Source organism: Herpetosiphon llansteffanensis (assembly GCF_003205875.1).
Classification (GTDB): Bacteria; Chloroflexota; Chloroflexia; order Chloroflexales; family Herpetosiphonaceae; genus Herpetosiphon; species Herpetosiphon llansteffanensis.
The window spans coordinates 187,075-211,998 of sequence record NZ_PUBZ01000081.1; the positions used below are offsets into that span (position 1 = coordinate 187,075).

Consider the following 24,924-nt stretch of genomic DNA (forward strand, 5'->3'; position numbering starts at 1 on the left):
AGAATGTGTAATTTTTAAACGTCCAAGTTGCAACTTGACATTCATGCGATGATAAGCCTACACTACCCAATTAATCCACAGCCAGCAGCAATTTGGCTCAAATCCACATACACAGCGGCCCTTGGTATAATAGGTGGAGCAAGGTTCGCTATCGGCACGATCCTCAATCTATCTGCTTGGCCCAAACTATCTGAAGCGCAAGACAATAACGCTGGCGTGCGACGACGCATGAGAGGCGCAACGATGACCTACAAACTCTTTTTAGTCGAGGACGAGATTATCACCCGCGAAGGAATTCGCGATGCGGTTGACTGGACGGCGGCAGGCTATCAGTTCTGCGGCGAGGCTCCAGATGGCGAAATTGCGCTCCCGCTCATTCGCGAGCGCCGACCAGACATTGTTATCACCGATATTAAGATGCCGTTTATGGATGGCTTGCAGCTCTGTCGAATTCTCAAGGAAACGTTACCAAGCACAAAGATTATGATCCTCAGCGGCCACGATGAATTTCGTTATGCCCAAGAAGCGCTACAAATTGGGGTCACTGAGTATCTGCTGAAACCCATTGTTGCTCACGATCTGCTAGCGGCGCTGCGTAAAATCGCTGGCCAAATCGATGAAGAGCGTCAGGCGCTGGCTCACTTGGAGACGCTACAAGCTCAGATGTCCGACCATCAACCACTATTGCGCGAGCGTTGTTTGCTTGATCTAGTTGCTGGTAGTAGCTCGGCGACCGATTTTATGGAGCAAGCACGCAGCCTTGAGATTGATCTGCTGGCACCTTGGTATCAGGTGCTGGTGCTGCACGTTATGCCACCTCATGCCAGCACACTCCCGCTATATGCAATTTGTCAGCAGGTTGACGTAATCGTCGCCAGAATCCTCGCTGAGTCGCGGTCGGTTGTGGCCTTCAAGCATGGTTTAGAAGATACCATCCTCATTGTCAAGGGCGAAACCCGTGCTGATGTGGCGCAACGAGCAGATGAGATTGGTGCTGCATTAAGTCATCACGTGGCCGAGCAGCTGAATTGGCGGGCGAGCATTGGGAGTGGCGAGCCAACCGAGCGCTTGAGTATGATCGCCCAATCGTTTGCACAGGCGCTGATCCAGCTTAGTGCTGGTGAGCGATCAGCGGAGGTTGGGCTGGGCGAGCAAGCGCAAGCTCACGGCGATCCGATGATTATGAAAGCGCTCGCCTACATCAATGCCAACTATGCAGATCCAGCGATGTCACTAGGCCAAGCTGCTGCTCAAGCATTACTCAGCCCAACCTATTTCAGCGCGCTTTTTCACCGCGAAGTTGGCGAAACCTTCATCGACTATCTGACCAATATTCGCATTCGCAAAGCCATCGAGCTGCTACGCTCAACCTCACTGACCGCCAGCGAAATTGCCTATCGAATTGGCTATCAGAACCCACGCTATTTCTACTCGGTGTTCCGCAAGGTTGTCGGGCAGCCACCCAACGAGTTTCGCCAACGCGCCTAGGCTACGAGAGGCTATGTATGGATAATCTTTTCGATCGTGCTCGGCTCAGCAGCTTGGCGAGCAGGCTTACCATCCCTCGGCTACGCATGCGGCTTTCTATTCGCGACAAAATTTTGCTGGCGCTGCTGATTGTGGTCATCCTCATGAGCGTGCCCTATATTTTCTTGATCGTCCCCGGCCTCGAATACAAAACCCAATACGATGGGCTGATTCAGAACATTACAACTGCTAATAGTATCAACGGCTATATCAAACCATCGATTGATGCAGAACTGTGGGAAATCATTGCTGGCAAGAAACCGTTTGCCCAAGGGACGCAATATGCGATCCTGAGCGATGTCGACCATCGAATCGAGCAGATGATCAATAACTCTAGTTCGGAAAAGGGGCGGGTTAAACTCAGCATTATCCAACATACGCTGCAAACCCTGCGCAGTTCGATCGATCAGGTTGGTATTCAGATTGCCCAAGGCAAAACCTTTGCCGAAAATTTGGTGCTGATGGAGGAGATTCGCAGCATCACCCAATTGATTGAGGGCAACGTGCAGGCCTATGCGTTGTTTGAGGTTAAGCGGACGCAACAGCAATATCAGGCGATGCAAAGCGACCTTACTAGCTGGGCGATTGGTGGCTTGAGCGTCATCATCACGTCGATTGGATTCTCGATCGTCGCTGCTTGGCGCATTTCAAAAAGCATTTATATTCCGATCAAAAAATTGCACGATGTGACCACTACGATTGCGCGTCACGATCTCGAAGCCCTCGTTATTGCCGATAACGCCGACGAGATTACCGAACTTGGCTTGAGCTTTAACATTATGGTTGGCAAGATCAAAGAATTGCTCGATGCCAAACTCGAAGAACATGAGAACCTCAAAAAAGCTGAATTGCGGGTGCTGCAAGCCCAAATTAACCCCCATTTCCTCTACAACACGCTTGATGCGATTATTTGGATGGCTGAATCCAAGCGCACAGCACAGATTGTCGAGCTTGTTTCGGCGCTGTCACGCTTCTTCCGCATTACGCTCAGCAAAGGCAGAGACTGGATCACCATCCGCGATGAGATCGCGCATATCGAAAGCTATTTGGCGATCCAGAAGATTCGCTACCGCGACATCCTCGACTATCAGATCGATATTCCCGAGGAAACCAAGAGCGGCGAGATGCTTAAACTCACGTTGCAGCCGCTCGTGGAAAATGCGCTCTATCATGGCATCAAGAACAAGCGCAACGGCGGCGCGATTGTGGTGCGTGGTCGTTGGCTCGCTGGCGATCGGCTGCAAATCGAGGTTGAAGATAATGGCATTGGCATGCTGCCAGAGCGGCTTGCCCAGATTCAGGAGCTGTTGGCGGCGGGCAATCTCTGGGTGGCGGGGGCGATGCCGATTGTCGAGGATGGCTATGGCATCAGCAATGTTAACCAGCGCATCAAGCTCTACTATGGCCCCGAGTATGGGCTATCGATCGAAAGCACCCATGGGCTTGGCACCTGTGTAACCTTGATCATTCCGCAACGACGATCATAAAAAATTAACCATCAGCTTAAAAAAATGAACACGTTGATTGCTAAAAAAACATTAAAATAGCAGCTATTCTGCATATGAATCACGCTTGTTTGGTGCGAGCCAGCCGCTATAATACCCAGCATCCCAACGCTGATCAATCACATGTAGCTACCGACCATGACTGGTCTGGAACGCGCCAAAGGAGGCGACCTCAATGATTGCTCTTGCTCTCTACCGCAGCGTGATCGCGCTGGCCATAGTATCGACTCTGGCGGCGTGCGGCAATTCTGCGCCTACAGCGAGCGGAGCACTAACAACTCCACAAACTATCCAACCTAAAACCTATCCTGAACTCGTTGTCGGGTTTGCGCAAATCGGAGCCGAAAGCGAGTGGCGCACCGCCAACACCCGTTCGATCCAAACGACAGCAGACCAACTCGGGATCGAATTGGATCTTTCCGACGCTCAGCAACAGCAAGCCAACCAAATCAAAGCAATCCGTTCGTTCATCGCCCAAGGTGTCGATGTCATCGGGGTTTCACCAGTCGTTGAAACCGGATGGGACGAGGTTTTTGCCGAGGTCAAACAGGCGGGCATTCCGCTCATTCTGCTTGATCGCAGCGCCAATGTGCCAGCCGATCTCTATAGCGTTCGGATTGGCTCGGATTTTGTCGAAGAGGGACGGCGTGCCTGTGGCGAGTTAGCCCGACTGCTGGATGGCCAAGGATCAATCGTGGTTTTGGAAGGCACACAAGGCTCGGCTCCAATGCTTGGGCGCGGCGCTGGCTTCCAAGAATGCTTGCAAGCCTATCCAAACCTGCACGTACTCGACAGTCAATCCGCTGATTTTATTCGCGCTCGCGGCAAAGAGGAGATGGCTGCCTTACTGCAAACCCATGGCAATAGCATCGACGGCGTATTTGCCCAAAACGACGACATGGCGCTTGGCGCAATCGAAGCTATTGAAGAATATGGATTGCGGCCAGGTATCGACATCAAAATTGTTTCGATCGACGCGGTGCGAGCCGCCTTTGAAGCCATGATCGCTGGCAAGCTGAATGCCACAATCGAGTGCAACCCGCTGCTTGGCCCGCTTTTCTTCGCAACAGCATTAAACTTGGCCAATGATCTGCCGGTTGAAAAATGGATCAAGCCGGACGAAGGCATTTATCGCCAAGATACCGCCGCGCAGGAATTGCCCAATCGGCTCTACTAGTAACTTCCTTTTCTTTTGAATATGTTCCTTTTCGGTGCGCACAAGCTGCGTGCTGCGTATCAAGCCGCGCTCGATACGGGAGGAATCATCTAAAACAGCTCTTTTCTCGTGGGTAACGACCGTTTACAAAGACGATTTTCGCGTTCTTCGCGAAGGAGGACTTTCCATGAGCAGTTCACGATCATTCGCCGCGCGTCTGATGGCGCTACTGGTTATCATCGGGTTGGTTGGTTGCGGTGCTCAAACAGCGACAGAAGCGCCTGCCAACGCACCTGCGACCGGGGCAGCAAAAACCTACAGCGACATGGTGCTTTGCTATCCGCAGCTTGGGGCCGAAAGCGACTGGCGCACAGCCAATACCGCCTCGATCAAAGAAACAGCAGCAACGTTGGGCATCAAACAACTGGTCTTCTCTGATGCTCAGCAAAAGCAAGAGAATCAAATTTCTGCTGTGCGTGCGTGTATTCAGCAGGGCGTGGATGTGATTGCCTTGCCACCAGTGGTTGAAGATGGCTGGGATGCAGTTTTGACCGAGGCCAAGAATGCTGGCATTCCGGTGATCATTGTTGACCGCAGCGTGAGCGCCGACAAATCGCTGTATAGCACCCACATCGGCTCGAATATGACCTTGGAAGGCGAGCGAGCCGCAGCAGAATTCAACAAAATGATGCCAAACGGCGGCGTGATCCTCGAACTTTCTGGCACGACCGGCTCTGGTGCTGCTGTCGGGCGGGCCAAAGGCTTACGCAACAAACTCAACTCAAACATCACCATCCTCGATTCGCAAACTGGCAACTTCACCCGCGCCGAAGCTGTGCCGGTGATGCAAGCGTTGTTGAAAAAATACACGCCAGGCAAGGATTTCCAAGGGTTGTTTATTCACAACGACGATATGGGCATTGGCGCGATTGAAGTGCTCAAGGCGGCTGGGGTCAAACCAGGTGATCTCAAGATTGTATCGGTCGACGGCACGCGTGGCGGCTTCCAAGCTATGGTCGACGGCTGGTTCCAAGCAGATGTCGAATGTAACCCATTGCTTGGGCCACAGGTATTCGAATTGGCGCTGAAGCTGATGAACGGCCAACCAGTTGATGCAGAAGTGCTGACCGATGAAACGGTTTACTACCCAGAAAACGCCGCAGAATTGTTGCCGACGCGCAAATACTAGTCATCAAACAACCGTTGGAGAAGGTATCGAGCCTTCTCCAACGGTTATTTTGCTGCTAGAGGAAAGGCGAGTGATCGTTATGGCAGATCCGCAGAATCTTATCACCGTCAGCGGCGTTTCCAAAGCGTTTCCTGGGGTCGTCGCCCTTGAAGGGGTCGAGTTTACGCTGAGAAAAGGCGAGATCCATGCGCTGATGGGTGAGAATGGGGCTGGAAAGTCAACTCTGATCAAAATTCTCACTGGCGTGGAGCAGCCCGACACGGGCAGCATTGAGCTAGAGAATACGGCGATCAGCATTAGGTCGCCGCACCATGCCCAAGAGCTTGGCATTAGTACGGTGTATCAAGAGATCAATCTCTGCACCAACATTTCTGTGGCCGAAAATATTATGCTTGGCCATGAGCCACGGCGTTTTGGCGGCATCTGTTGGAAAAAGCTGAATGAGTTGGCCCGTCAGGCGCTCGCGCGGCTTGGCATTGAATTGGATGTGACGCAACCCTTGGGAATCTACTCGATCGCAATCCAGCAGATGGTTGCGATTGCCCGCGCGCTGGCGATTGCCTCGGCCAAAGTGCTGATTTTGGATGAACCAACATCGAGCTTAGATGCTACCGAAACCGCTCGCCTCTTTGCGGTTATGCGCTCGCTGAAGCAGGCAGGCATCGGGATTGTGTTTGTCACCCATTTTCTCGACCAAGTGTACGAAATCGTCGATCGAGTGACGATTCTGCGTAATGGGCGTTTTGTTGGCAGCTTCGAGATTGCAGCGCTCTCGCGGGTTGAGCTGGTGGCCAAAATGCTTGGGCGGGTGGTCGATGAATTACAAGCCTTGGCCCATGACAAAGACCAGGTGGAGTCCCAGAGCGATAAGGGTCGATTGATCGAAGCCTCTGGTCTGGGTTTGCGCGGCGCGTTAGAACCGCTTGATTTGACGGTTGGTGTCGGCGAGGTGCTTGGCATCGCTGGGCTGCTCGGCTCTGGACGCACCGAACTAGCAAGTTTGCTTTTTGGCATCGCAACCCCTGATAGTGGCTCGCTGTTGATCGATGGTCAGCCAGTGACGCGGTTCTCGCCACAGGCATTGATCAAGCGTGGGGTCGCCTTGTGCCCAGAGGATCGCAAGGCCGAGGGGATTGTGGGCGATCTCAGCATTCGCGAAAATATCATCTTAGGCTTGCAAGGGCGTTATGGTTGGTTCAAGTTTATTGGCCGCCAGAAACAGACGGAAATCGCCGAAAAATATATCAAGTTGCTTGGCATTCGCACGCCATCGCCCGACCAATTAGTTAAAAACCTAAGCGGCGGCAATCAACAGAAGGTCATTTTGGCTCGCTGGCTGGTTACGCAGCCCCGCCTGCTGATCTTGGATGAGCCAACGCGGGGCATCGACGTTGGAGCCAAGGCCGAGATTCAAAAGCTGGTGCTTGAACTGGTGAAGGATGGCATGTCGATCGTCTTTATTTCCTCGGAGTTGGAAGAGGTGGTGCGGATCAGCGACCGGATTGTGGTCTTGCGTGACCATGTGAAAGTGGCCGAATACGACCATGCGGTAAGCGATCGGACTCTTATGCAAACGATGGCAGGTGAGGCATGAACAATCGAATTTCCTTCAGCCGCATTCGCGAAAGTCGGCTGTTTTGGGTGCTCACGGCGTGGGCAGTTATTCTGGGTTTTAATGCGCTGTTTGTGCCTGGATTTTTTCGGATCAATGTGCAGGATGGCCATCTCTACGGCAATCTGATCGATGTGTTGAATAACGGTGCGCCGCTGATGCTGGTAGCAATCGGCATGACCTTAGTCATCGCCACTGGCGGGATTGATCTTTCGGTTGGGGCGGTGATGGCAATTTCGGCGGCCATGGGTGCTGTTTTGATCAACCCAGCGCCTGGTGACAAGCTGGTCTCAAACGAGATTCTGACTAGAAATGCAACCAACACGCCACTGGCAATCATTGTGATTGCGACGCTGGCAGCGGGCACGCTGTGCGGCCTTTGGAATGGCTTATTGGTATCGCGGGCCAAGATTCAGCCGCTGGTGGCAACTCTGATTTTAATGGTAGCTGGTCGGGGCATCGCCCAGTTGATTAGCAACGGTCAGATTATCACAATCTACTACACGCCCTATTTCTGGTTTGGCAATGGCTATATCTTGGGCTTGCCCGTCTCAATCTACATTGTTGCAGCGGTCGCTATCCTCGCATGGGTGGGTGTACGCAAAACCCCGATTGGGCTGTTTATCGAAGCAGTGGGTCTCAACTCCAAAGCCACATATTACAGCGGTATCAGCGCCAAGAATATTCAGTTGTTAGCCTACACCTTTAGCGGTTTTTGCAGCGCGCTTGCTGGTTTGATTCTTAGCTCGTATGTGCATAGCGCCGATGGCAACAACAATGGCCTTAATTATGAACTCGACGCGATTTTGGCCGTGGTGATGGGTGGCACGATGTTGTCTGGTGGGCGTTTTTCGCTGCTGGCGAGCGTGATTGGCGCAATTGTCATCTGGACATTTACGCTTTCGATGTATGCGCTGGGAGTGCCAGCGAACGCCTTGTTGGCCGGACGGGCGGTGCTTGTACTGCTAGTGATCCTGCTCTATTCCGATCGGCGGCTGATCAAACGTCGGGGCAAGAGTAACCCAGCGGCGGTGCAGCCGCAGGATGAGAAGCCAGGCCTGCCACATCCATAGCATCGAACCAGCGCTTTGAAAGGGATTGACCATGACACAACGACTGAAGCTTTCCGTCCTGCGGCATGGCCCGCTGCTGACTACAATCACAATTTTTCTTCTGGCCTACATCATTGGCGCGCAGTTGTACCCTGCGATGCAACGGCCTCAGGCATTTTTCAACCTCTTTATTAACAATGGCTTTCTGCTAATCCTTGGCATTGGCATGACCTTTGTGATTTTGACAGGAGGGATTGATCTGTCGGTCGGTGGTGTTTTGGCCCTGACGACGGCAGCATCGGCGGCGCTACTCAACCTTGGGGTCAGCCCGCTTGTAGTTATGCCGCTGATGCTGGTAATGGGTACAACGATTGGGCTTGGTTTGGGCTGCCTCATCCATTTTTTCAAAGTGCAGCCGTTCATCGTTACCTTGATGGGCCTGTTTCTTGCCCGCGGTCTTGCTTATATCATTAGCCTTACATCGGTCACCATTACAGACCCATTGTACAAATACTTGGCCTTGACACCGATCTATCTGCCTTTTTTTGCCAAAGCCTACATTTACATTCCGACCCTCGTCGGGCCAGCGCTCTTGGTTGTGGCGGTCTATCTTGCCTACTTTACCCGTTTTGGCCGAATTGTTTATGCTATCGGCAATAATGAGCAGTCGGCGGCGCTGATGGGGTTTCCGGTTGGCCGCACCAAAATTTTGGTCTATGCGCTTAGTGGCTTTTGTTCAGCCTTGGCTGGAATTGTATTCAGCATTTCGCTGCTGGCTGGCTATGGGCAGTTCGCGACCGGCGTGGAGCTTGATGTTATCGCGGCGGTGGTGATGGGCGGCACGCTGCTCACCGGTGGGGTTGGCAACGTGATCGGTACCTTGTTCGGCATTCTGATCGAAGCAACGATCATTTCTATTCTGCAATACAACGGCACGCTAAGCTCGTGGTGGACGCGGATTTGCGTCGGCGTGCTGACATTGATCTTTATTGGCATCCAAAGCGGCTTTGCGTTGCGCAAAAAGAAATCATAATCAGCAACACAGAACTGAGGGTTCTATCTACGTCCAAATTCGGTTATCATGCTGAAATCCATGGGATTGGATGGGTCGTGTGCCAATCCATGGATGGATGCTGCATGTTTAGGGTGAGCGCCAGCGGTCGATACCGTTTTTTGAGGCTTGCCAGATTGCAAGGATTTGGGATGGATAGCATCATCAGGCCCGCAGACAGTCGTGATACTGCTGCGCTTGTTCGGCTGATCGCCAGCGAAGGCAGCACGGTGCTTACAGGTGATAGCCCGCTGGCGCATGATCAGCCGACCCCCGATGGGTATGTTGCTCAGCGGATGGTTGCCTTGGCTCATGATGGCAGCCTGCTGGGATCGAGTTGGATCGCCCGCGCTCCGTGGCGGCCTGATGGCTGGTTTGAACTGCAAGTCGTGGTCGATGCGGCGCAGCGTGGCCAGGGCATTGGCACGGCCTTAGTCGTTGCTGCCCAGCAGTTGCTTGAACGCCAAGCATGGCGGACGTTGCAATGTCATGTTCGCGATGGCGATGCGCTGGCGCTGCGGTTTGCTCAGCAGCATCGATTTAGCCTGAGCCAGCGTTTTTTCACGATGGTGCTCGATGTGGCCAGTTTCGATGCCAACGCGTTTCAATCAGTTGTCCAAACAGCTGAGGCGGCAGGATTTTCCTTCTTCACCTTCGCCGAGGTGGCCAAACAGCCTGATGCAGCGTGCAAACTCTATGAGCTTAACCGTCGCTTAGCGCCCGATCTTCCTGGCAATGACGATTCCTTTCCCACCTTTGAAGAGTATGTCCATGAAATTATTGGGGCTGACTGGTTCCGCTCTGAGGGGCAGTTTATTGTGGCCGATGGTGAGCGCTGGGTTGGTCTGGTTGGCATGGGCTTTGATGATGCAGCGCGAACGATGAGTCATGAGTTTAGCGCGGTCGATCGGGCCTATCGAGGCCGCCGGCTGGGCATGGCCCTCAAGGTGCAAAGTGCCCTGCTTGCCCAACGCTTAAAGATGGAGCGGATCGTCACGGGCAACGATAGCACGAATACAGCGATTGTGGCGCTGAATCATACCTTAGGCTACAAGGAGCAACCAGGCATGTGCAAACTGCTGCGTGAACGCTGAGCCATCATGATCAATGAATTGAGTGGCGCGCAGCGAATATGCTCCTTAAATTAATTGACATAATTTCGCTGTCAAGCTCACTGAATCCTTGCAGCTAACTGTACTGGTACATCATGTCAACCTCCGCCTGATTCCCACACCCCCAATTCCTCGCCGCGTGCAATGGGCGAGGGGCTTTAACGCTGCGATTTTACTGCACTGTGTCGTGAAAAACGGTCGGCTCCCCCTCGCCCGCGTGCAGTGGGCGAGGGGGTTGGGGGGTGAGGGAACATGATTTTCAATCCGCTAAACTCTTGCACCTAACCGCTGATCGCGCATATGATTAAACAAAAAACCAGCGCTATGGGGAATTCCATAGCGCTGGTTGAACCAATCGACTTAGGCTTGGGTGCTCTTTGGCATGCGCAACCAAACACCAACCATCGCGACGAACAAGACCAAAGCAATGATGAATTCCATGGTGTAACTCCTTATAAAAGAATACGAGAAAGATTCAAATCGATTAGGCACCCATCCGATAGGCGACTTCGCCGTGTTGGCTACTATCCAAGCCTTGTTCTTCTTCGGCTTCGCTGACCCGAATACCAAACAAGAGATCAACAACTTTGAGAATGCCCCAGGTCATTGCACCAGCATAGACTGCCACAATCCCGACCGTGAGTGCTTGTACGCCGAGTTGGCTCCAGTTGCCTGCCAGTACGCCATCAGCGCCAGCTGGATTGATGCTCTTGGTAGCGAAAACGCCGACCAAAAGTGCCCCCAGCAAACCGCCAACCCCGTGTACGCCGAACACATCAAGCGCATCGTCGACCCGACCACGCACCAAGTTTTCGACCACGAAGTAGCAGATCCCACCAGCCAAGAAGCCAATCAGCAACGAGGCCATTGGGGTAACAAAACCAGCAGCAGGGGTGATTGCGACCAAGCCAGCGACGGCCCCAGCAGAAGCGCCAAGCACGCTTGGGCGTTTGTGTTGAATCCAGCCAGCGGTCATCCAAGCCAGCATTGCCATGGCTGCGGCGGAGTTGGTGTTGACAAAGGCTGAAACGGCCAAGCCGCCAGCACCCAACGAGCTGCCTGCATTGAAGCCGAACCAGCCAAACCACAACAAGGCGGTGCCAATCACGGTCATTGTGGTATCGTGTGGCTCCATTGCTTCTTTGCCATAGCCTGAGCGGCGGCCAAGCACCAAGGCACAAACTAAGGCCGAAACCCCTGAGGTAATGTGCACAACCGTGCCACCAGCAAAGTCCAACGCGCCTAATGAGCGCAACCAGCCACCATCAGCCCAAACCCAGTGCGCTACTGGCGCGTAAATCAGGGTTGACCAAGCCAATGAGAACACGACAAACGATTTGAAGCGCTTGCGTTCGGCAAATGCACCTGAAATCAAGGCAGGCGTAATGACCGCAAACATCATTTGGTAGATCATAAACGCTTGGTGCGGGATGGTTGCTGCATAGGTTGGGTTTGGCTCAATGCCCACGTTGCGCAGGCCAACCCAATCGAGGCTGCCAATTACGCCACCAACATCAGGCCCGAACGCCAAACTATAGCCAAAGAGTACCCATTGCACACTGATTAAGGCCAACATAAAAAAGCTGTGCATCAAGGTTGAAAGCACGTTCTTCTTGCGAACCATCCCACCATAAAAAAGCCCTAAGGCGGGGGTCATCAACATAACCAGGGCGGCTGAGAGAAGCACCCAAACCGTATCGGCTCCGTTAATCATTTCCATGCTGCGGGTCTCCCTAACTTGTGCTGAATGTCGGACGCTAACTGCTTGAACATTCGTGATCCGCAGCGCTGGGGATCATCGGATTGTGGATGATGGTTGAATGGTTGAAGCTGGTTTTTGTTGGACACTTGTACAAAACGTACAAACAAAAACCGGTTTTGGCTTGCTTGGCAGCAATATGATGACTGAAACTTGGTTAGTGCTAAGCATAGCCGATCCAAATATGGGCTTGAATTAGCAAATTGCACGATCTTAATTGATTGTTAATTGTGCATGTTGTACAAATGGCCAGTGAGTCAATCAATTAGCTAAATTGCCCAAGCCCAAACATGCTCCTGACCGATTCGTAATAATTAATTAAGCTTTTTACCTGCCGCTATGCACAGATCGCCCTAAACTTTCTTGGTTAAAGTGCTTAACAGATTATTGATCTTATTTGACATAATGAATTGATTTACTTGATCACATAACTGATTAATTGTGCTACTTGACACGGGTATCATCCCGATGTATGCTCTTTGTATTCCATATGGAATACAAGCGGAGGATATATGGCGGATATTGAAAAAGTATCGATCAATTTGAGCGTGGTCGATTTGGGCCAGATCGACCTTTTGGTTGATCAAGGCTTTTATTCCAGCCGCACTGATTTTTTTCGTGCCGCAGTGCGCACCCAGCTTGGCAACCACGATGAAGCCATTAAACAGGCAGTTGTGCGCACCTCATCGGTTTTAGGCGTGATTAGCTTTGACCGCGAGGATTTGCAGCGCATGCAACACAATAATGAGCAGGCGCGGATTGTTGTTGTTGGTTTGTTGATTCTAAACAACGATATTTCACCAGAATTGGCCCAAGCAACGATTAAATCGATTAAGGTTTATGGTGCGTTGCGGGCTAGCCCTGCGGTTAAAGCAGCGCTGGCTGATCGAATGAGCTAGCAGGAGAAGCGAATGCAATTAACTACATTTAAATTAGGTCAAGCAACCGAGGCTGAATATGCAGCCCTTGCCCAATTTGAGCAGCAGATTCGCCATGAGCGCACGCCCGACGAGCCGCTGATTGCTGCTCCGCTCTTGATTAAGCTATGGGAAAATCTGCCCGATTTTATCGATTATCGAGTTTGGGCATGGTGGGATTCCGAGCGGATTGTGGCAGCAATAATGGTGCATATGTTGCTGCTCGATACCAATCGCAATCTTGCTGACCTTAATCTCGCAGTATTGCCTGCCTATCGTGGGCGTGGCTTGGCACGTGGTTTATTGCAGGCCATTCAGCCGACGCTTGTTGAGGCCGAGCGTAATGTGCTTGTGAGCGCGACAACCCAGTCGGTTGCTGCTGGCGAGCATTTTGCCCAAAAAGTTGGCGCTGAGGCCCGTCTGAAAACCCATGTTAACCAATTAATTCTGGCTGAACTTGACCATCAATTGGTGCAGCAATGGCTTGAACAAAGCCAGCATTTGGGCGAGCGCTTTGAATTGGGTTTGTGGCAGGGGCCATATCCTGAGGCTGAATTGGCTGCGATTGTGGATCTCTACACAGTGATGAATCAACAGCCCTACGACGATTTAGAGTATGAGCCAATTCAGTTTACTCCCAGCCAATTACGTGAGCTTGAGCAAACTCAGATGGCCAATGGCATGCAACGCTGGACGTATTATGTCCGCGAACGCTCGACCCAAGCGTTGGCAGGTTTTACCGAAATTTTTTGGCATCGCGAACGACCGCATGTTGTTCAGCAAGGAGATACCGGTGTTTTTGAGCACTATCGTAATCACGGGCTAGGGCGTTGGCTCAAGGCTGCCATGGTCGATTATATTCGGCACGAGTTGCCAATGGTGCAGTTTGTGCGTACGACCAACGCTAACTCGAACGCGCCGATGTTGAAAATCAACCAAGCCCTTGGCTTCAAGCCCTATCTATCCCAAACTATGTGGCAACTATCGCGCGAACAACTGGCTGTGTATCTCAACAATGAACGTTAATAAGCGTACTCTATTCGACATAAACATAGTGGCTGGCGAAAAAAGCAACATTTTAGTGTCAGCTACTATTCTGCTATACAAAACGAAAATTATAGCTAGCAATGCTGGTTGGCGTAAAAATGTGTTACCCTAAAGCTGAGCCGAAGCCTACCCCAAGGCTTTGGATAGTGTGAGATGCTAGTATGAAAAACCCGTACACGATTTCACGAACTGATCTCCAGATGTCGCCAATTGGCTATGGCTGTATGACGATTGGGGGTAATTGGAGCAACGAGCCGTGGACGAGCAGCGAATATGAAACTGGGCGCAAAGCGCTGGCTGCCGCACTGGAACAAGATATTACCCTGTTTGATCATGCCGATATTTATACACGGGGCAAATCTGAGCGAATGTTTGGTGAACTGTTGGCAGAGCAACCAAGCCTGCGCGATCAGATCGTTTTGCAATCGAAGTGTGGTATTCGTTTTGCAGATGAGCCTGCTGGCTCGCCGCAGCGCTACGATTTCAGCTACGAGCATATTATTGCCTCGGTTGAAGGCAGCCTCAAACGACTCAACACCGATCACCTTGATCTGTTGCTGTTACACCGACCTGATATGCTGGTCGAGCCAGAGGAAATTGCGCGGGCTTTTGACCAATTGCAACAAAGCGGCAAAGTGCGCTATTTTGGGGTCAGCAACCATTCGCCAGCCCAAATTGAGCTAACCCAAGCGGTGCTTGATCAGCCGTTGGTGGTGAATCAGGTGCAATTAAGTTTGTTGCATCATCAATTAATTAGCGAAGGCATTGATACCAATCGTAGCAATTTGCCGTTTAATGCAGCCTTCGGTTTGCTCGATTATTGTCGTTTGCACAAGATTCAAATTCAAGCCTGGGGGCCATTGTCTGGTGGCCAGTTGGTTAATTTCAAGGATGATGCGCCAGCGAACGTTAAGGCAACGGCGGCCTTGGTCAATCAATTGGCTGAACGCTATGGCGTAAGCTCCGAAGCGATTCAGTTGGCATGGTTGTTGCGCCACCCAGCCCAGATTTTACCAATCATTGGCACTACCAACCCAGGCCGAATTGCCGCAACCAAAGAAGCCCTGCAAATCGAACTCAATCGCGAAGAATGGTATCATCTGCTGGCAGCAGCCCGCACCGCCAACGTGCCCTAAGCAGATTAAACGGGCGCTGTGGTAACCACAGCGCTCATTCCAATGCATAAAATTGGTCGATCAAATGTTGATCAAAGACCATATCATGGCTGATGAGCATGGGAACGCCCGAACTTTGGGTGCAGACAACCATTGGGCCACACCAGGCGGCGATTTGATGCACAATCCATAAAACTAACTCATAATTCCCTTTGTGAAAATGAATCCTGAGTGGTTCGTGCTCGTCGCCTTTGAATTCACGAAACCAAATCGGCGTATACTGATATGCTTCGCGACCTTGAATATACAAATCGCAGACCTGATCATTAATGCTTTCGCTGACTGTATATTCGGGAAAACGCTGGAAGAAGGCTCGCATTTCGGCCAACGTGGGATAGCGACTATCAGCGTGTAATGTTGGCAGCGTAATCCCATATTCTGCTACCCAATCAGCCATCTCAGGATCACACATAACTGGAATCATGACGATTGAATTTCCCATAGATCTCCGTATTAAGTAGCTTTTGCTAAGCTGCGGATGCTGCAACACGTGCTGCACAACCAAGCGAACGATTGTCGAAGTATTGAGGAACGCAACCGATGAGCCAACAACCAACCATCAATTGGCGAAGAATTGCATGGATTAGTTCGATTGTGATGGTGCTCTTTTATATTGGAATCTCGTTTGTAATGCCGTATGGCAGTGATTTATATAATCATTATATTCCATTTGCCAAAGGTTGCCTTGATTGTGGCTATGTTCCTTATTATGCGCGTTGGTTTTTGGCTCCGTTAGGGCTTTTACCGCATAACTCAATTGAATGGCCACTTTGGAATATGGTAATGTTTGCCATTCTGTTTTGGCTCATTTATACGATGGATGTCAATCCATTAATTGTAGCCTCGTTTGCGGTTATTGGCCAATTTTGGTTGGGTCAGATTGATATTTATTTATGCATAGGGATATATTTAATTCTCAAGCACGAAAACCCCTTAGTTAATGGAATTGGCTTATGCTTTTTGGCAATTAAGCCGCAAATTATGGCTTTAGCGATGCTCTATCTGATCATTGGTCAATCATGGCCGGTATTAGGCAAAATGTTGGTTGCGCCGATCATTATGGCCTTGCTTAGTTTTGCGGTGTTTGGCATCGATTGGCCAGTGCGTTGGCTGACCAATACTGAAGCCTTGCCGGTGCATATGTGGCGCTATTCTGCTTTGGATACATGGCGCTTTGGCTTGCCCTTTATTTGGATTCCCTTGCTCTTCAAGCAGCGTGATTTACGGATTGTGCTTAGCATTGCGGTGATGGCGTTGGCCTCGCCATTTTTTGGCATTTATACCTATATGGTGTTGGTTCTGTTCTACCCCAAATGGTGGACGATTCCGCTCTCGTATGCATGGGTTTTGTTTATTCCATTGGCTGGCTCAACTGCTATGCGCTTTGCTTGGATTCTGCCTTTGGCGATCATTATTCATATTTGCTATACAAATTGGCCGCAAAGTTGGTGGGCGCAACGGCAACAACGCTTGGCAAATTAAGTTTCTCGTAGCCCAAATACTTTACTGGTGATTGGCAACCGTGTTCCCTCACCCCCAGCCACCTCGCCCACTGAACGCGGGCGAGGTGGAGCCAACCGTTTTCACCATTGAGTGCGGCAGAACCATGGAGTTAAAGCCCCTCGCCCGTGCACGGGCGAGGGGTTGGGGTGAGGGGATCATGCCGTGGTTAATGCATGGCTGCAACCTAGCCGAGAATGCTGAATGCTTGTGAGGAGGATAGATGCAACGCTGGTTTGCCCAAGGATTGATCTTAATTGCGGTTGTGGTAGCAAGTATTGGGGCCTTGGTTTGGATTAATAATCAGCAGAATTGCCAAAAAGTTAGCCTGCTTTTTATTGGTAATAGCCATACCTATGGCCACAACATGCCCAATTTGTTGGCGGAATTGGCTGCTGCTGGGGAGCCGCGCTATTGCCTTGAAATTGAAACTGTGGTCGAAGGCGGCGCAAGTTTGGCTAAGCATTGGAATGATGGCGTGGGCTTGCAGGCCTTGCAACGCCAACGCTGGCAATATGTGGTGTTGCAAGAGCGCAGCCTTGGGCCAATTGAAGATCCGCAGGGGTTTCAACAAGCAGCAAGCCGCTGGATTCAAGCGATTCGTCAGCAAGGCGCAACGCCAGTGATCTTTGCGACGTGGGCGCGTGAGTATGCACCTGAGCAGCAACCACAGCTTAATGCGGCCTATGCGCAGGCCGCTGGGCAACAGGCAATCTTGGTTAAGGCGGGCGCTGCTTGGCAACAAGTTCGCCAACACGATCGCTCAATCGCGCTCTACGAGCCAGATCAAAACCATTCAACATTAAACGGTGCATATTTAACCGCCTGCGTTTTTTATACGACCCTCTTCCTGCCACCAAGCCAATCCTTGCCAAACTTAACCGATTTACCTGATGCGCAAGCTCACTATTTGCAGCAGGTTGCGTGGCAACTAGCTAAAAATTAGGCTTTCTATTGAGACAGCCTTTCTGGTATACTTTGCTGCAACCTCATTGGAGAGAACAACCTAGCTGCATACTCGATTGATGGGAGATTTTCGCATGACAACCAGCTTTTTTCGGCGTGGCCTGCTCGCAAGTGTTGGCACTCTTTTGGTGAGCAGTTTCTTGATTGTTAATGCCAATAGTCAAGAGTTAACTGCTCAAAACTTGCCTAATCCAATTGATTTTCATCCTGTAGTGACCTATGCTGCGCCAAGTCGGCCTTGTGAATTGGGGCGTGGCGATTTCAACGGCGATGGTTTTGTCGATTTGGCAACGACCAATCAATTGGTAAGCGAAGTTCAGATATTTATCAATGATGGGGCTGGCGGTTTTCCAACCCGCGCTAGTTATGGAATTGCGGCTCCGTGTGGGATTGATGTTGGGCGGCTGAATAATGATCAGCATCTCGATATTGTCGTGACGAATCAAAGTACGCATCGACTGGTTGTTATGCTTGGCAATGGCGATGGCACCTTCGTGCTGGGCCAATCGTTTGCTACTGGTTCACGCCCAACCGACGTAATTTTGAGCGATTTCAACCAAGATACTCGGCTCGATGCGGTCGTAACCAACATCAATAGCCAAAGTGTCAGTGTGTTATTGGGCAACGGCAATGGTACGTTTGCCAATCAGGTTCTCTATAATGTTCAAGCATCGCCAACGCTTGAGGCAGTCGGCGACCTAACCGGCGATGGCTATCCTGAGGTGGTTGTGGCCAATGCTGGCAGCAATAGCGTCAGTGTGTTGCGTAATAATGCTAATGGCACGTTTGCCGCTGCGCTTCATTATCCTATTGGGTCGGTGCCGCATAGCGCTGGCATTGGCGATATTGATGCTGATGGCGATAACGATATTATTGGGGTTAACCGCTTTGAACAAAGCATGACCCGCTTGATCAATAACGGCACTGGGAGTTTTAGCCAACTTACGCCAACGATTTTCTTGCAAGGCCCAGGCGATATTGAAATCAGCGATCTTGATGGCGATGGTTTGCTTGATATTTTGGCAACCAATACGCTTAGCGATGTCGATCCAGGCACGGTCAGTATTTACTTTGGCTTAGGCAATGCCAATTTTAGCGCGCCGCAACTTGTGAGCGTCGGAGTGCACCCAACCTCATTAATCTATGCCGATTTGAATAATGATGGTTTAGTTGATCTTGCAACCTCGAATTTTTATGGCGATAGCATAAGCATTTTGTTGCGCCGCGTTCCGCTTGCAACCGCAACACCAACTGAAACCCCAACCAACACGCCAACCGAAATTCCAACCAACACGCCAACGAGCACTGCAACGCCAACCGAAATTCCAACCGAAACGCCAACGAGCACTGCAACGCCAACCGAAACCCCAACCGCAACGCCAACGAGCACTGCAACGCCAACCGAAATTCCAACCGCAACGCCAACGGTACAACCAAGCGTTACCCCAGGCGTTGGCAATTCAATGACTTTCTTGCCGTTGGTGACGAATCAGCGCCAGATCTTTCCGGTTGTGATCAATCCGATTGCCCAAGCCTTGATTCCGATCACGCAGCAAGGCCAAATTTACTACACCACGACCCTGACGATTCATGGTCCGCTGCCAACGACTGGACGTTTTTACCTCTCGTCGCGCCGCGATGCGGTGGCCGAAGTACGGGTTGATGATCGCATGACGGTTTGGGCGAACAATCAAATCTTGTATGAAAACACGTTGACTACGCCGCAAATTGTCGAAATTTCACGGAGCGAGTTGCAAACATGGCTCGATCAACCGCTGACGATTACCTTCCGCGATGTGGCTGGCTCGGTCTATGGCAATAGTGAAGTTTGGTTAATCTGGCTGCCCTAAATTATTCATTGCCCTAAAATAAAGCAAGGCGCTGGGTTACCCAGTGCCTTGCTTGTTTAAGCAGTTATTCGACGATCAAGGTTTCGTAGGCCGAGTAGACATTGCCATCAAAATCTTCGGCAAAGAAGCCAACCAAATAGTTGCCTGCTGGCGCTGGCTCAAGCTGCCAGGTAAAGTTATCCGAGCCAAAGACAAAATCTTCGCCTTCGTAATTGACGAATTCGCTCTCGCCTGTTTGCTGCGATTCTTCGAGCCAGGTATCGAGCAGCACAAATTTATCACCAGGCTTGGGGTTAATTTCGCGCAACGAGCCAGTATCTTCTTTGCCCGTGTAGCCGAGCACTTGCACCAACTCGCCATTGCTGAACAGCAACAAGGCGCGACGGCTCTTTTTGCCTTTGGCAGTCGTATACAAGCCTTCAACCGTGTAGGTTGCGTCTTCTGGCGATGCGCCATAATCTTCGGGGCTGAACAAGGCTAAGCTCGATTGGGTTTCATTCTGCATGGCAAACACTTGCGTATCCCATTCGAACTCAATATCAATCGTCGAGGCCGCGCCCCAATCGGGATAAAAGACCCCACCAATTTCGCGGGTTTGCTCAGCATCAAGATAATCCATATCCAACACGCGAATCGCATCGGATTCTTGATCGTAATAGCCGATGAAGATATAGACAAAGGCAATATTATCGCCAGTGATGCTGCTGTTGAGCACAACTGGCCGATCAAGGCTGGCGGTGGTGGATGAAAGCTGAATTGGCGCAACCGTAATTGGCTCAGCGCCAGGAGCTTCAACCTCGCCGACATCAACTGGTTCAGGCGTTGGCTGGCGTTCGATGGTGGCGGTTGGTTGCTCAACGCTGGTTGGCAAGGGCTTTTTGGCGTATTGGAAGGCCAAAAATTCATCCCACAGCGAATCGTTAACGAAGCTTACCGCAACCGTGTTATACGATTTATAGCCAGCATCGGCACTGGTGTAGAGCTTCGAATTGGGAAAGTGAATCGAGATGCCAGTTGCGCCAGCTTTTTCGTCGCCATGTTTTTCTTCGATCAAGCTCTTGTCGATGGCTTTAATCAAGTCGTCGGCTGCTTTGTTGACGCTTGGCACATTGACTTTTTGCTTGAGCAATTGGGCAAAGTGACCAAGATCAATATAGGGCTTGGGCTGATCGCTATCAAAAACGCTCTCGAAGGCTTGGGTATAGCGGCGAGCGGCGGCAATATCTTTGCGCTCAGCTTCGGCCAAGGTTATCACCAAGCGATCAAGCGCATCGATAACCGCTGGCAATTTGCCCAAATCAACCGCCGTCAGCGTGATGGCCTTGCGTTCTTGCTCCAATACTTCTTCTGCAGAAACCTCGCCATCGAAGTCGTAGGTCCGCGAAACATACTTGGCCCGCGCATCATCATCGAGAATTTGTTGATCTTGCTCGATATAGCTATCGACGATCGCCCGCGAAAGCTCAGCGCCGTCAATCTCTGGGCTATCGGTTAGGCGGCCAAGAATGGCGGCATAGGCCCAACCAAGCGATGGCTCGACCTCTTGCGAGGCCACTGCATAGCGGGCATAGGGTGCAATCGCGCTATAGACTTCCACATGGCTCATCAAACAGGCATCAAAGCCAATCAGTTCGAATTCGCCAATCCCCGTTTCGGCAATGATATGCTCAAAAGCTTCGCTCATTTCCATCAGAAACAGCATATCGCCAAAGCTCTCGGCCAAGGGAATATCGTGGCGACCGAGGGTTGAAGGTTCAGGGTCAGTCCAGCCACCAGGCCAGCCCGAGCCATGATCCGACATAATCAGCACATATTTATCCGAGGGATAGGCTTTGGCGGCCCATGTGACAAAATCGATCAAGGTATCGGCATCGGCCATGTTTTGCTCGCCAAGATCGGCAACTTCCTTGGAGTTCATTTGCTCAAGGTTGTCGTCTTGCTCGATGTAAAAGCGTTTGGTGCTTGTCCAATCGCCATCGCCATCGTAGCCACCATCGTAGCGATCCACTTGGGCGACCACGCGCACCCGATCGGTCGAGCCGACCAATTCGGCCTCGTTGAGATCGTTGAGCATATCTTCCTCAAGAATCTCATCATCGGCATCGGAGTAAAGCATAATCAGCCAGGTCTGATCATCGCGGCCAGCGGGCGTGCGGGTTGGAGCGGCGGGTGTGGCTTGGCCAGTAATCGGAGTGCGTTTTGCCACCGGAGTTGGTTCGGAGAGATCGGCACAAGCGGCTAAGAGCAAGAGTAAAACGAAGCTAAAACGCGTCAAACGCCAGCGTCGCGGCGCAATCTGCTGCATACAACACTCCTACAAAGTGCAAAAATCGGCGAGTATTTCCAATCGTGAGCAGGTGATTATTCGTTATCGTTGCCACTTGGGCGGCGGCGTTTGCGCAAGGTAATATGTTCGTCTGCTTCCTTGGCTGGGCGACGATCGCGCGGCTCGCTTGCTTGGTCGAGTTGATCGTCAGTGCTATTGGTTTGGGCTTTTTTCAAGCCATCTTCAGCGGCTTCGCGAACTTTTTTGGCAATGTCTTCAGGTTTCATCGTAGGACTCCTTATTAACAATTAAGTGCCTAGTAGATAGAGCATCGTGGCGCAGATTTATTGCAGTTGGGGTATGCTTGGATTATACCATCGCTTGCTGGTAGAATCTGGTTATTGAGTAAACGAAAAAGGAGAGGTGTTGCCATGGAGAACTCACAATCCATCAGTTCGATCGCGCGCTTGATTCTTGAGCGTTGGGATACAGTAGGTCTTCAGATCAGCGCGCAGGAACGGCAACAGGTGTTTAACTGTATCCAAACCAATTACCTTCTCAATCCAAGCATCACAGGCAAGATTAATCGGCATATTTTGGTCTATCCACCGCCAGCGCTGGACCGCACGTGGTTGCGCATGATTGATACGAACTTGTATAGTTTGATGACTGAAACACAATCAATGGCTGAACGTGAAAATCTCGCTTGCTCTTTTGTTACCATCTTTACCCTTTTAACGCCACTGGTCTATTTTGATGCGATCCTTAATCTACAGGTATATGATGATTTTTTTATGTCCTACATAGAGCTAGCTTATCTGCTCCGCTTAGCAATTCCCCGTAGCGTTAGCGAGGCCGAGCGCATGTATAACGCGATTTTGGCTATGCCAATGGTCTATCAGCATACGACCATGAATGGAATTCAGCTTATTCCCCAACCATTTAGGGCACAATTTTGCTTTGTTATGCTTTTTCTGCGGCCAGATGTCCCCGAGTCAGACCTTTGGCGCTTTCAAAAGGCTTGTTTGGAACGCTGCCCACGCTATTTGCTCGCTTATCCAGCGATGTTCCAAGCGGGCTATTCTTCTCGCCCAGCTTTTTGGATGGGCTATAACGTTGATGATCCAACCTTGCGAGCTATTATTGCTGAACGGGGAAGTGTCGAGGTACGCTGCGACCTTATCCATGCTCAGGCATATACGGCTTCGCGGGCAGCGGCGGCAGCGGCGCTTGCTGAACCAGTTCGCTTGCCACGTCCCCAAAAACAGCCGATTCTCCCAGCCCAACAAGCATTGGTAGCGTTGCTTACTGAATTCGAAGACTTTCTTGCTCAGCATGCAGCTGATCGCTATGCCCAACTTAAGCCTGGCATCAGCGAGGACCAACTTGAACAACTCAACGCTTTGCTTACTCCCTTGCGCTTACCCGACGATGTAGCGACGCTTTATCGTTGGCATAATGGCACTGAGCATGGCGCTACGTTGTTTGGCCATCTCGATTTTCTGCCGCTGGAAGAAGCGCTGGCAACCTATCGCGATGATAACGAGTTTGGCGTTGAATTTCCATGGTGTACAGTTTGGTTTCCAATTTGCCAAAGCTATGATAGGCGTTTAATTCCTCTGACAGAGCAAGCAAACGATCATGCGCCGGTGCTCTGGAACGATTCACATGATCCAACCATCGTGGTTGATTATTCATCGATTAGCGCGCTGATTGCGACCTACGTTGCTGCCTATCAAACAGGCGTGATTGCAATTGATCCAGCAACTGGCTGGTGGCGCTGTGACGACGAGGGCTTAGCAACGCTTCGCGCTATCCACGATCCATCAGCCGATACACAGCGCATTAGCTACGATATTTATGAGCCTGAGGATTGGCCAGCAGCATGGCAGCCCTATGCAATTGGCGAACGCTAGATTAAATGGTTTAGTGCTCCTTGCTGGACTAAAAGCAGAACGCAGCATGCTCATTAAAAGCATGCTGCGTTCTGCTGGGCTCTTATTACGAATGTTCTATTTCTACGCTGCTGGGCATATTGGTGGGCTTTTGAACCCGCATTGCCAGCCCATAGACCCCAATCATCACCGCATAGACGATCAGCAAGCAGATTGGGATAATTTCGAGCGACATTCGGCGGGCCAGCACGCCCAAAAGGGTAGGGATGACTGCCATGCCAAAGCCAGTTGCGGTCATTTGCATGCCGATGGTATTGGCAGCATGATGGTCGCCAACGCGCGTTTTGGTGCCCGACATAAGCGCTGGAAAGATCGGCGCGATTGCAATGCCGATGATTGCCACTGCAATCACGTTCGCGATTGGTGAGGGATTCCAGAGCAGTAATGCTGCACCGAGAAAAGCTCCAGTTAAGCCACCCAACACCAGCCGATGAGATCCCAAACGAGTGGCGATCAGGCCAGCGACAATCCGCCCGATGGTAAAGCTGAACCAATAGCTCCCAGCAAAGAATCCCGCTAAGGTTTCTTCCACGCCGCGCGATTCGGTCAGTAAACTGTAGGCCCATGTGCCAAGCGACGCTTCAGCCCCAACATACAGAAAAAACAGTGTAATACTGAGCCAAACCCGCGGCTGGCTCAAGGTTGCGCCCATCGGCGTTTTGTAATCTGTCAGGCGAACCTCTGGTTCAGCGCTGGCTGCCGCAGCATGGCGGCTCCACATGTGGCTGGTCAGGGCAAAACAAAGCGCCAAACCAATTTGAAAACAACCGACCACAAGATAGCCAAAGCGCCATGTATTCAGGTTCGCAAGCCCCAAAGTCATGATGATTGGGCCGAGGGTTATGCCAACGCCCCAGCTAGCATGTAGCCATTGCATCAGCCCTTCGCCAAAATGGGCTGCCACATAGGTGTTGAGGCCTGCATCGATCGCGCCAGCACCCATGCCAGCGATGACCCCAAGCGCTGCCATCATCCACCATGCAGGCACAAGGGTATAGCCAATTAATGCAACTCCCGTGAGCAAACAACTAATCGCCAGCATTCGGCCTACACCCAGCCGTACCAGCAACATGCCGCTGAGGAAGGTCGAACCCATATAGCCAACAACCGATGCAGTCAAAAATAAACCAATCGCATCGATTTGTTGAGCGAAACTTGCCCGAATCGAGGGCCAGCCGACACCAAGCAACCCATCGGGCAGACCAAGAGCCACAAAGGCAATAAAAGCCAGGAGAATCAGGCCAAGATTGGCCGGACGTTGGATCTTCACAGCATATCCTTTCGA

General features: G+C 51.2%; 21 protein-coding genes. 16 read left to right on the plus strand and 5 right to left on the minus strand.

Features of this window, described 5'->3' with window-relative positions; translation table 11 throughout:
* The first annotated feature begins 243 nt into the window (after positions 1–243).
* The 8 genes from C5S61_RS07575 (at position 244) to C5S61_RS07610 (ending at position 10,186) form a co-directional block, all read left to right on the plus strand.
* Entirely contained in the window at positions 244–1,488 is a 1,245-nt protein-coding gene (locus C5S61_RS07575; protein ID WP_164689277.1) for a response regulator, read from the plus strand.
* Between the two features lie 17 nt (positions 1,489–1,505).
* A complete protein-coding gene (locus C5S61_RS07580; RefSeq protein ID WP_110514460.1) occupies positions 1,506–3,014 on the plus strand; it encodes a sensor histidine kinase in 1,509 nt (502 codons plus the stop codon).
* 193 nt (positions 3,015–3,207) lie between these two features.
* Positions 3,208–4,209, plus strand: coding sequence for an ABC transporter substrate-binding protein (locus C5S61_RS07585; RefSeq protein WP_110514461.1), 1,002 nt, complete (start codon positions 3,208–3,210; stop codon positions 4,207–4,209).
* Between the two features lie 166 nt (positions 4,210–4,375).
* On the plus strand, positions 4,376–5,377 hold the full coding sequence (locus C5S61_RS07590; RefSeq protein ID WP_110514462.1) for an ABC transporter substrate-binding protein: 1,002 nt from the start codon (positions 4,376–4,378) through the stop codon (positions 5,375–5,377).
* Positions 5,378–5,456: 79 nt separating this feature from the next.
* A complete protein-coding gene (locus C5S61_RS07595; RefSeq protein ID WP_110514562.1) occupies positions 5,457–6,971 on the plus strand; it encodes a sugar ABC transporter ATP-binding protein in 1,515 nt (504 codons plus the stop codon).
* Positions 6,968–8,062 carry an ABC transporter permease gene (locus C5S61_RS07600; RefSeq protein ID WP_110514463.1) on the plus strand — a complete coding sequence of 365 codons (1,095 nt, stop codon included), beginning with the start codon at positions 6,968–6,970 and terminating at the stop codon, positions 8,060–8,062. The genes C5S61_RS07595 and C5S61_RS07600 overlap by 4 nt, the downstream gene beginning before the upstream one ends.
* Positions 8,063–8,093: 31 nt before the next feature.
* On the plus strand, positions 8,094–9,074 hold the full coding sequence (locus tag C5S61_RS07605; RefSeq protein ID WP_110514464.1) for an ABC transporter permease subunit: 981 nt from the start codon (positions 8,094–8,096) through the stop codon (positions 9,072–9,074).
* A 170-nt stretch (positions 9,075–9,244) separates the two neighbouring features.
* On the plus strand, positions 9,245–10,186 hold the full coding sequence (locus C5S61_RS07610) for a GNAT family N-acetyltransferase (RefSeq protein ID WP_164689278.1): 942 nt from the start codon (positions 9,245–9,247) through the stop codon (positions 10,184–10,186).
* Between the two features lie 502 nt (positions 10,187–10,688).
* Here the strand turns inward: C5S61_RS07610 and C5S61_RS07615 are convergent.
* Entirely contained in the window at positions 10,689–11,924 is a 1,236-nt protein-coding gene (locus C5S61_RS07615; RefSeq protein WP_110514466.1) for an ammonium transporter, read from the minus strand.
* A gap of 100 nt (positions 11,925–12,024) precedes the next feature.
* Here C5S61_RS07615 and C5S61_RS26805 point away from each other — a divergent pair, with 100 nt between their 5' ends.
* The 4 genes from C5S61_RS26805 (at position 12,025) to C5S61_RS07630 (ending at position 15,063) form a co-directional block, all read left to right on the plus strand.
* Positions 12,025–12,162 (plus strand): hypothetical protein, encoded by a 138-nt coding sequence (locus tag C5S61_RS26805; RefSeq protein WP_164689279.1) that lies wholly within the window; start codon positions 12,025–12,027, stop codon positions 12,160–12,162.
* Between the two features lie 313 nt (positions 12,163–12,475).
* On the plus strand, positions 12,476–12,862 hold the full coding sequence (locus C5S61_RS07620) for a ribbon-helix-helix domain-containing protein (RefSeq protein WP_110514467.1): 387 nt from the start codon (positions 12,476–12,478) through the stop codon (positions 12,860–12,862).
* A 12-nt stretch (positions 12,863–12,874) separates the two neighbouring features.
* A complete protein-coding gene (locus C5S61_RS07625; protein WP_110514468.1) occupies positions 12,875–13,906 on the plus strand; it encodes a GNAT family N-acetyltransferase in 1,032 nt (343 codons plus the stop codon).
* A 182-nt stretch (positions 13,907–14,088) separates the two neighbouring features.
* Entirely contained in the window at positions 14,089–15,063 is a 975-nt protein-coding gene (locus C5S61_RS07630; RefSeq protein WP_110514469.1) for an aldo/keto reductase, read from the plus strand.
* A gap of 34 nt (positions 15,064–15,097) precedes the next feature.
* On the opposite strand, the gene C5S61_RS07635 is transcribed toward C5S61_RS07630, so the two are convergent.
* Positions 15,098–15,544, minus strand: a complete 447-nt coding sequence (locus C5S61_RS07635; RefSeq protein ID WP_110514470.1) for a hypothetical protein — start codon at positions 15,542–15,544, stop codon at positions 15,098–15,100.
* A gap of 98 nt (positions 15,545–15,642) precedes the next feature.
* Here C5S61_RS07635 and C5S61_RS07640 point away from each other — a divergent pair, with 98 nt between their 5' ends.
* The 3 genes from C5S61_RS07640 to C5S61_RS07650 all read left to right on the plus strand — a co-directional run bounded on the left by C5S61_RS07640 (position 15,643) and on the right by C5S61_RS07650 (position 19,418).
* On the plus strand, positions 15,643–16,584 hold the full coding sequence (locus C5S61_RS07640; RefSeq protein ID WP_110514471.1) for a glycosyltransferase family 87 protein: 942 nt from the start codon (positions 15,643–15,645) through the stop codon (positions 16,582–16,584).
* 241 nt (positions 16,585–16,825) lie between these two features.
* Positions 16,826–17,548: a hypothetical protein gene (locus C5S61_RS07645; protein WP_110514472.1), complete on the plus strand. Its 723-nt coding sequence runs from the start codon at positions 16,826–16,828 to the stop codon at positions 17,546–17,548.
* Between the two features lie 94 nt (positions 17,549–17,642).
* Positions 17,643–19,418: an FG-GAP repeat domain-containing protein gene (locus C5S61_RS07650; RefSeq protein WP_164689280.1), complete on the plus strand. Its 1,776-nt coding sequence runs from the start codon at positions 17,643–17,645 to the stop codon at positions 19,416–19,418.
* Between the two features lie 64 nt (positions 19,419–19,482).
* Here the strand turns inward: C5S61_RS07650 and C5S61_RS07655 are convergent, their stop codons facing one another.
* Positions 19,483–21,723: a clostripain-related cysteine peptidase gene (locus tag C5S61_RS07655; protein ID WP_110514474.1), complete on the minus strand. Its 2,241-nt coding sequence runs from the start codon at positions 21,721–21,723 to the stop codon at positions 19,483–19,485.
* A gap of 56 nt (positions 21,724–21,779) precedes the next feature.
* The gene (locus tag C5S61_RS07660; RefSeq protein ID WP_110514475.1) at positions 21,780–21,971 is read right to left on the minus strand and encodes a hypothetical protein; all 192 of its coding nucleotides are present in this window, start codon (positions 21,969–21,971) and stop codon (positions 21,780–21,782) included.
* A gap of 144 nt (positions 21,972–22,115) precedes the next feature.
* On the opposite strand from C5S61_RS07660, the gene C5S61_RS07665 reads away from it, so the two are divergent.
* Positions 22,116–23,600 carry an SMI1/KNR4 family protein gene (locus C5S61_RS07665; RefSeq protein ID WP_110514476.1) on the plus strand — a complete coding sequence of 495 codons (1,485 nt, stop codon included), beginning with the start codon at positions 22,116–22,118 and terminating at the stop codon, positions 23,598–23,600.
* Positions 23,601–23,685: 85 nt separating this feature from the next.
* On the opposite strand, the gene C5S61_RS07670 is transcribed toward C5S61_RS07665, so the two are convergent.
* Positions 23,686–24,909: an MFS transporter gene (locus C5S61_RS07670; protein WP_110514477.1), complete on the minus strand. Its 1,224-nt coding sequence runs from the start codon at positions 24,907–24,909 to the stop codon at positions 23,686–23,688.
* Positions 24,910–24,924 lie beyond the last annotated feature (15 nt).

Excerpts from the sequence above, each read along its gene's own strand:
- C5S61_RS07575 (WP_164689277.1), top strand. The coding sequence starts at position 244 with ATGACCTACAAACTCTTTTTAGTCGAGGACGAGATTATCACCCGCGAA.
- C5S61_RS07580 (WP_110514460.1), top strand. The coding sequence starts at position 1,506 with ATGGATAATCTTTTCGATCGTGCTCGGCTCAGCAGCTTGGCGAGCAGG.
- C5S61_RS07585 (WP_110514461.1), top strand. The coding sequence starts at position 3,208 with ATGATTGCTCTTGCTCTCTACCGCAGCGTGATCGCGCTGGCCATAGTA.
- C5S61_RS07590 (WP_110514462.1), top strand. The coding sequence starts at position 4,376 with ATGAGCAGTTCACGATCATTCGCCGCGCGTCTGATGGCGCTACTGGTT.
- C5S61_RS07595 (WP_110514562.1), top strand. The coding sequence starts at position 5,457 with ATGGCAGATCCGCAGAATCTTATCACCGTCAGCGGCGTTTCCAAAGCG.
- C5S61_RS07600 (WP_110514463.1), top strand. The coding sequence starts at position 6,968 with ATGAACAATCGAATTTCCTTCAGCCGCATTCGCGAAAGTCGGCTGTTT.
- C5S61_RS07605 (WP_110514464.1), top strand. The coding sequence starts at position 8,094 with ATGACACAACGACTGAAGCTTTCCGTCCTGCGGCATGGCCCGCTGCTG.
- C5S61_RS07610 (WP_164689278.1), top strand. The coding sequence starts at position 9,245 with ATGGATAGCATCATCAGGCCCGCAGACAGTCGTGATACTGCTGCGCTT.
- C5S61_RS07615 (WP_110514466.1), bottom strand. The coding sequence starts at position 11,924 with ATGGAAATGATTAACGGAGCCGATACGGTTTGGGTGCTTCTCTCAGCC.
- C5S61_RS26805 (WP_164689279.1), top strand. The coding sequence starts at position 12,025 with ATGGTTGAAGCTGGTTTTTGTTGGACACTTGTACAAAACGTACAAACA.
- C5S61_RS07620 (WP_110514467.1), top strand. The coding sequence starts at position 12,476 with ATGGCGGATATTGAAAAAGTATCGATCAATTTGAGCGTGGTCGATTTG.
- C5S61_RS07625 (WP_110514468.1), top strand. The coding sequence starts at position 12,875 with ATGCAATTAACTACATTTAAATTAGGTCAAGCAACCGAGGCTGAATAT.
- C5S61_RS07630 (WP_110514469.1), top strand. The coding sequence starts at position 14,089 with ATGAAAAACCCGTACACGATTTCACGAACTGATCTCCAGATGTCGCCA.
- C5S61_RS07635 (WP_110514470.1), bottom strand. The coding sequence starts at position 15,544 with ATGGGAAATTCAATCGTCATGATTCCAGTTATGTGTGATCCTGAGATG.
- C5S61_RS07640 (WP_110514471.1), top strand. The coding sequence starts at position 15,643 with ATGAGCCAACAACCAACCATCAATTGGCGAAGAATTGCATGGATTAGT.
- C5S61_RS07645 (WP_110514472.1), top strand. The coding sequence starts at position 16,826 with ATGCAACGCTGGTTTGCCCAAGGATTGATCTTAATTGCGGTTGTGGTA.
- C5S61_RS07650 (WP_164689280.1), top strand. The coding sequence starts at position 17,643 with ATGACAACCAGCTTTTTTCGGCGTGGCCTGCTCGCAAGTGTTGGCACT.
- C5S61_RS07655 (WP_110514474.1), bottom strand. The coding sequence starts at position 21,723 with ATGCAGCAGATTGCGCCGCGACGCTGGCGTTTGACGCGTTTTAGCTTC.
- C5S61_RS07660 (WP_110514475.1), bottom strand. The coding sequence starts at position 21,971 with ATGAAACCTGAAGACATTGCCAAAAAAGTTCGCGAAGCCGCTGAAGAT.
- C5S61_RS07665 (WP_110514476.1), top strand. The coding sequence starts at position 22,116 with ATGGAGAACTCACAATCCATCAGTTCGATCGCGCGCTTGATTCTTGAG.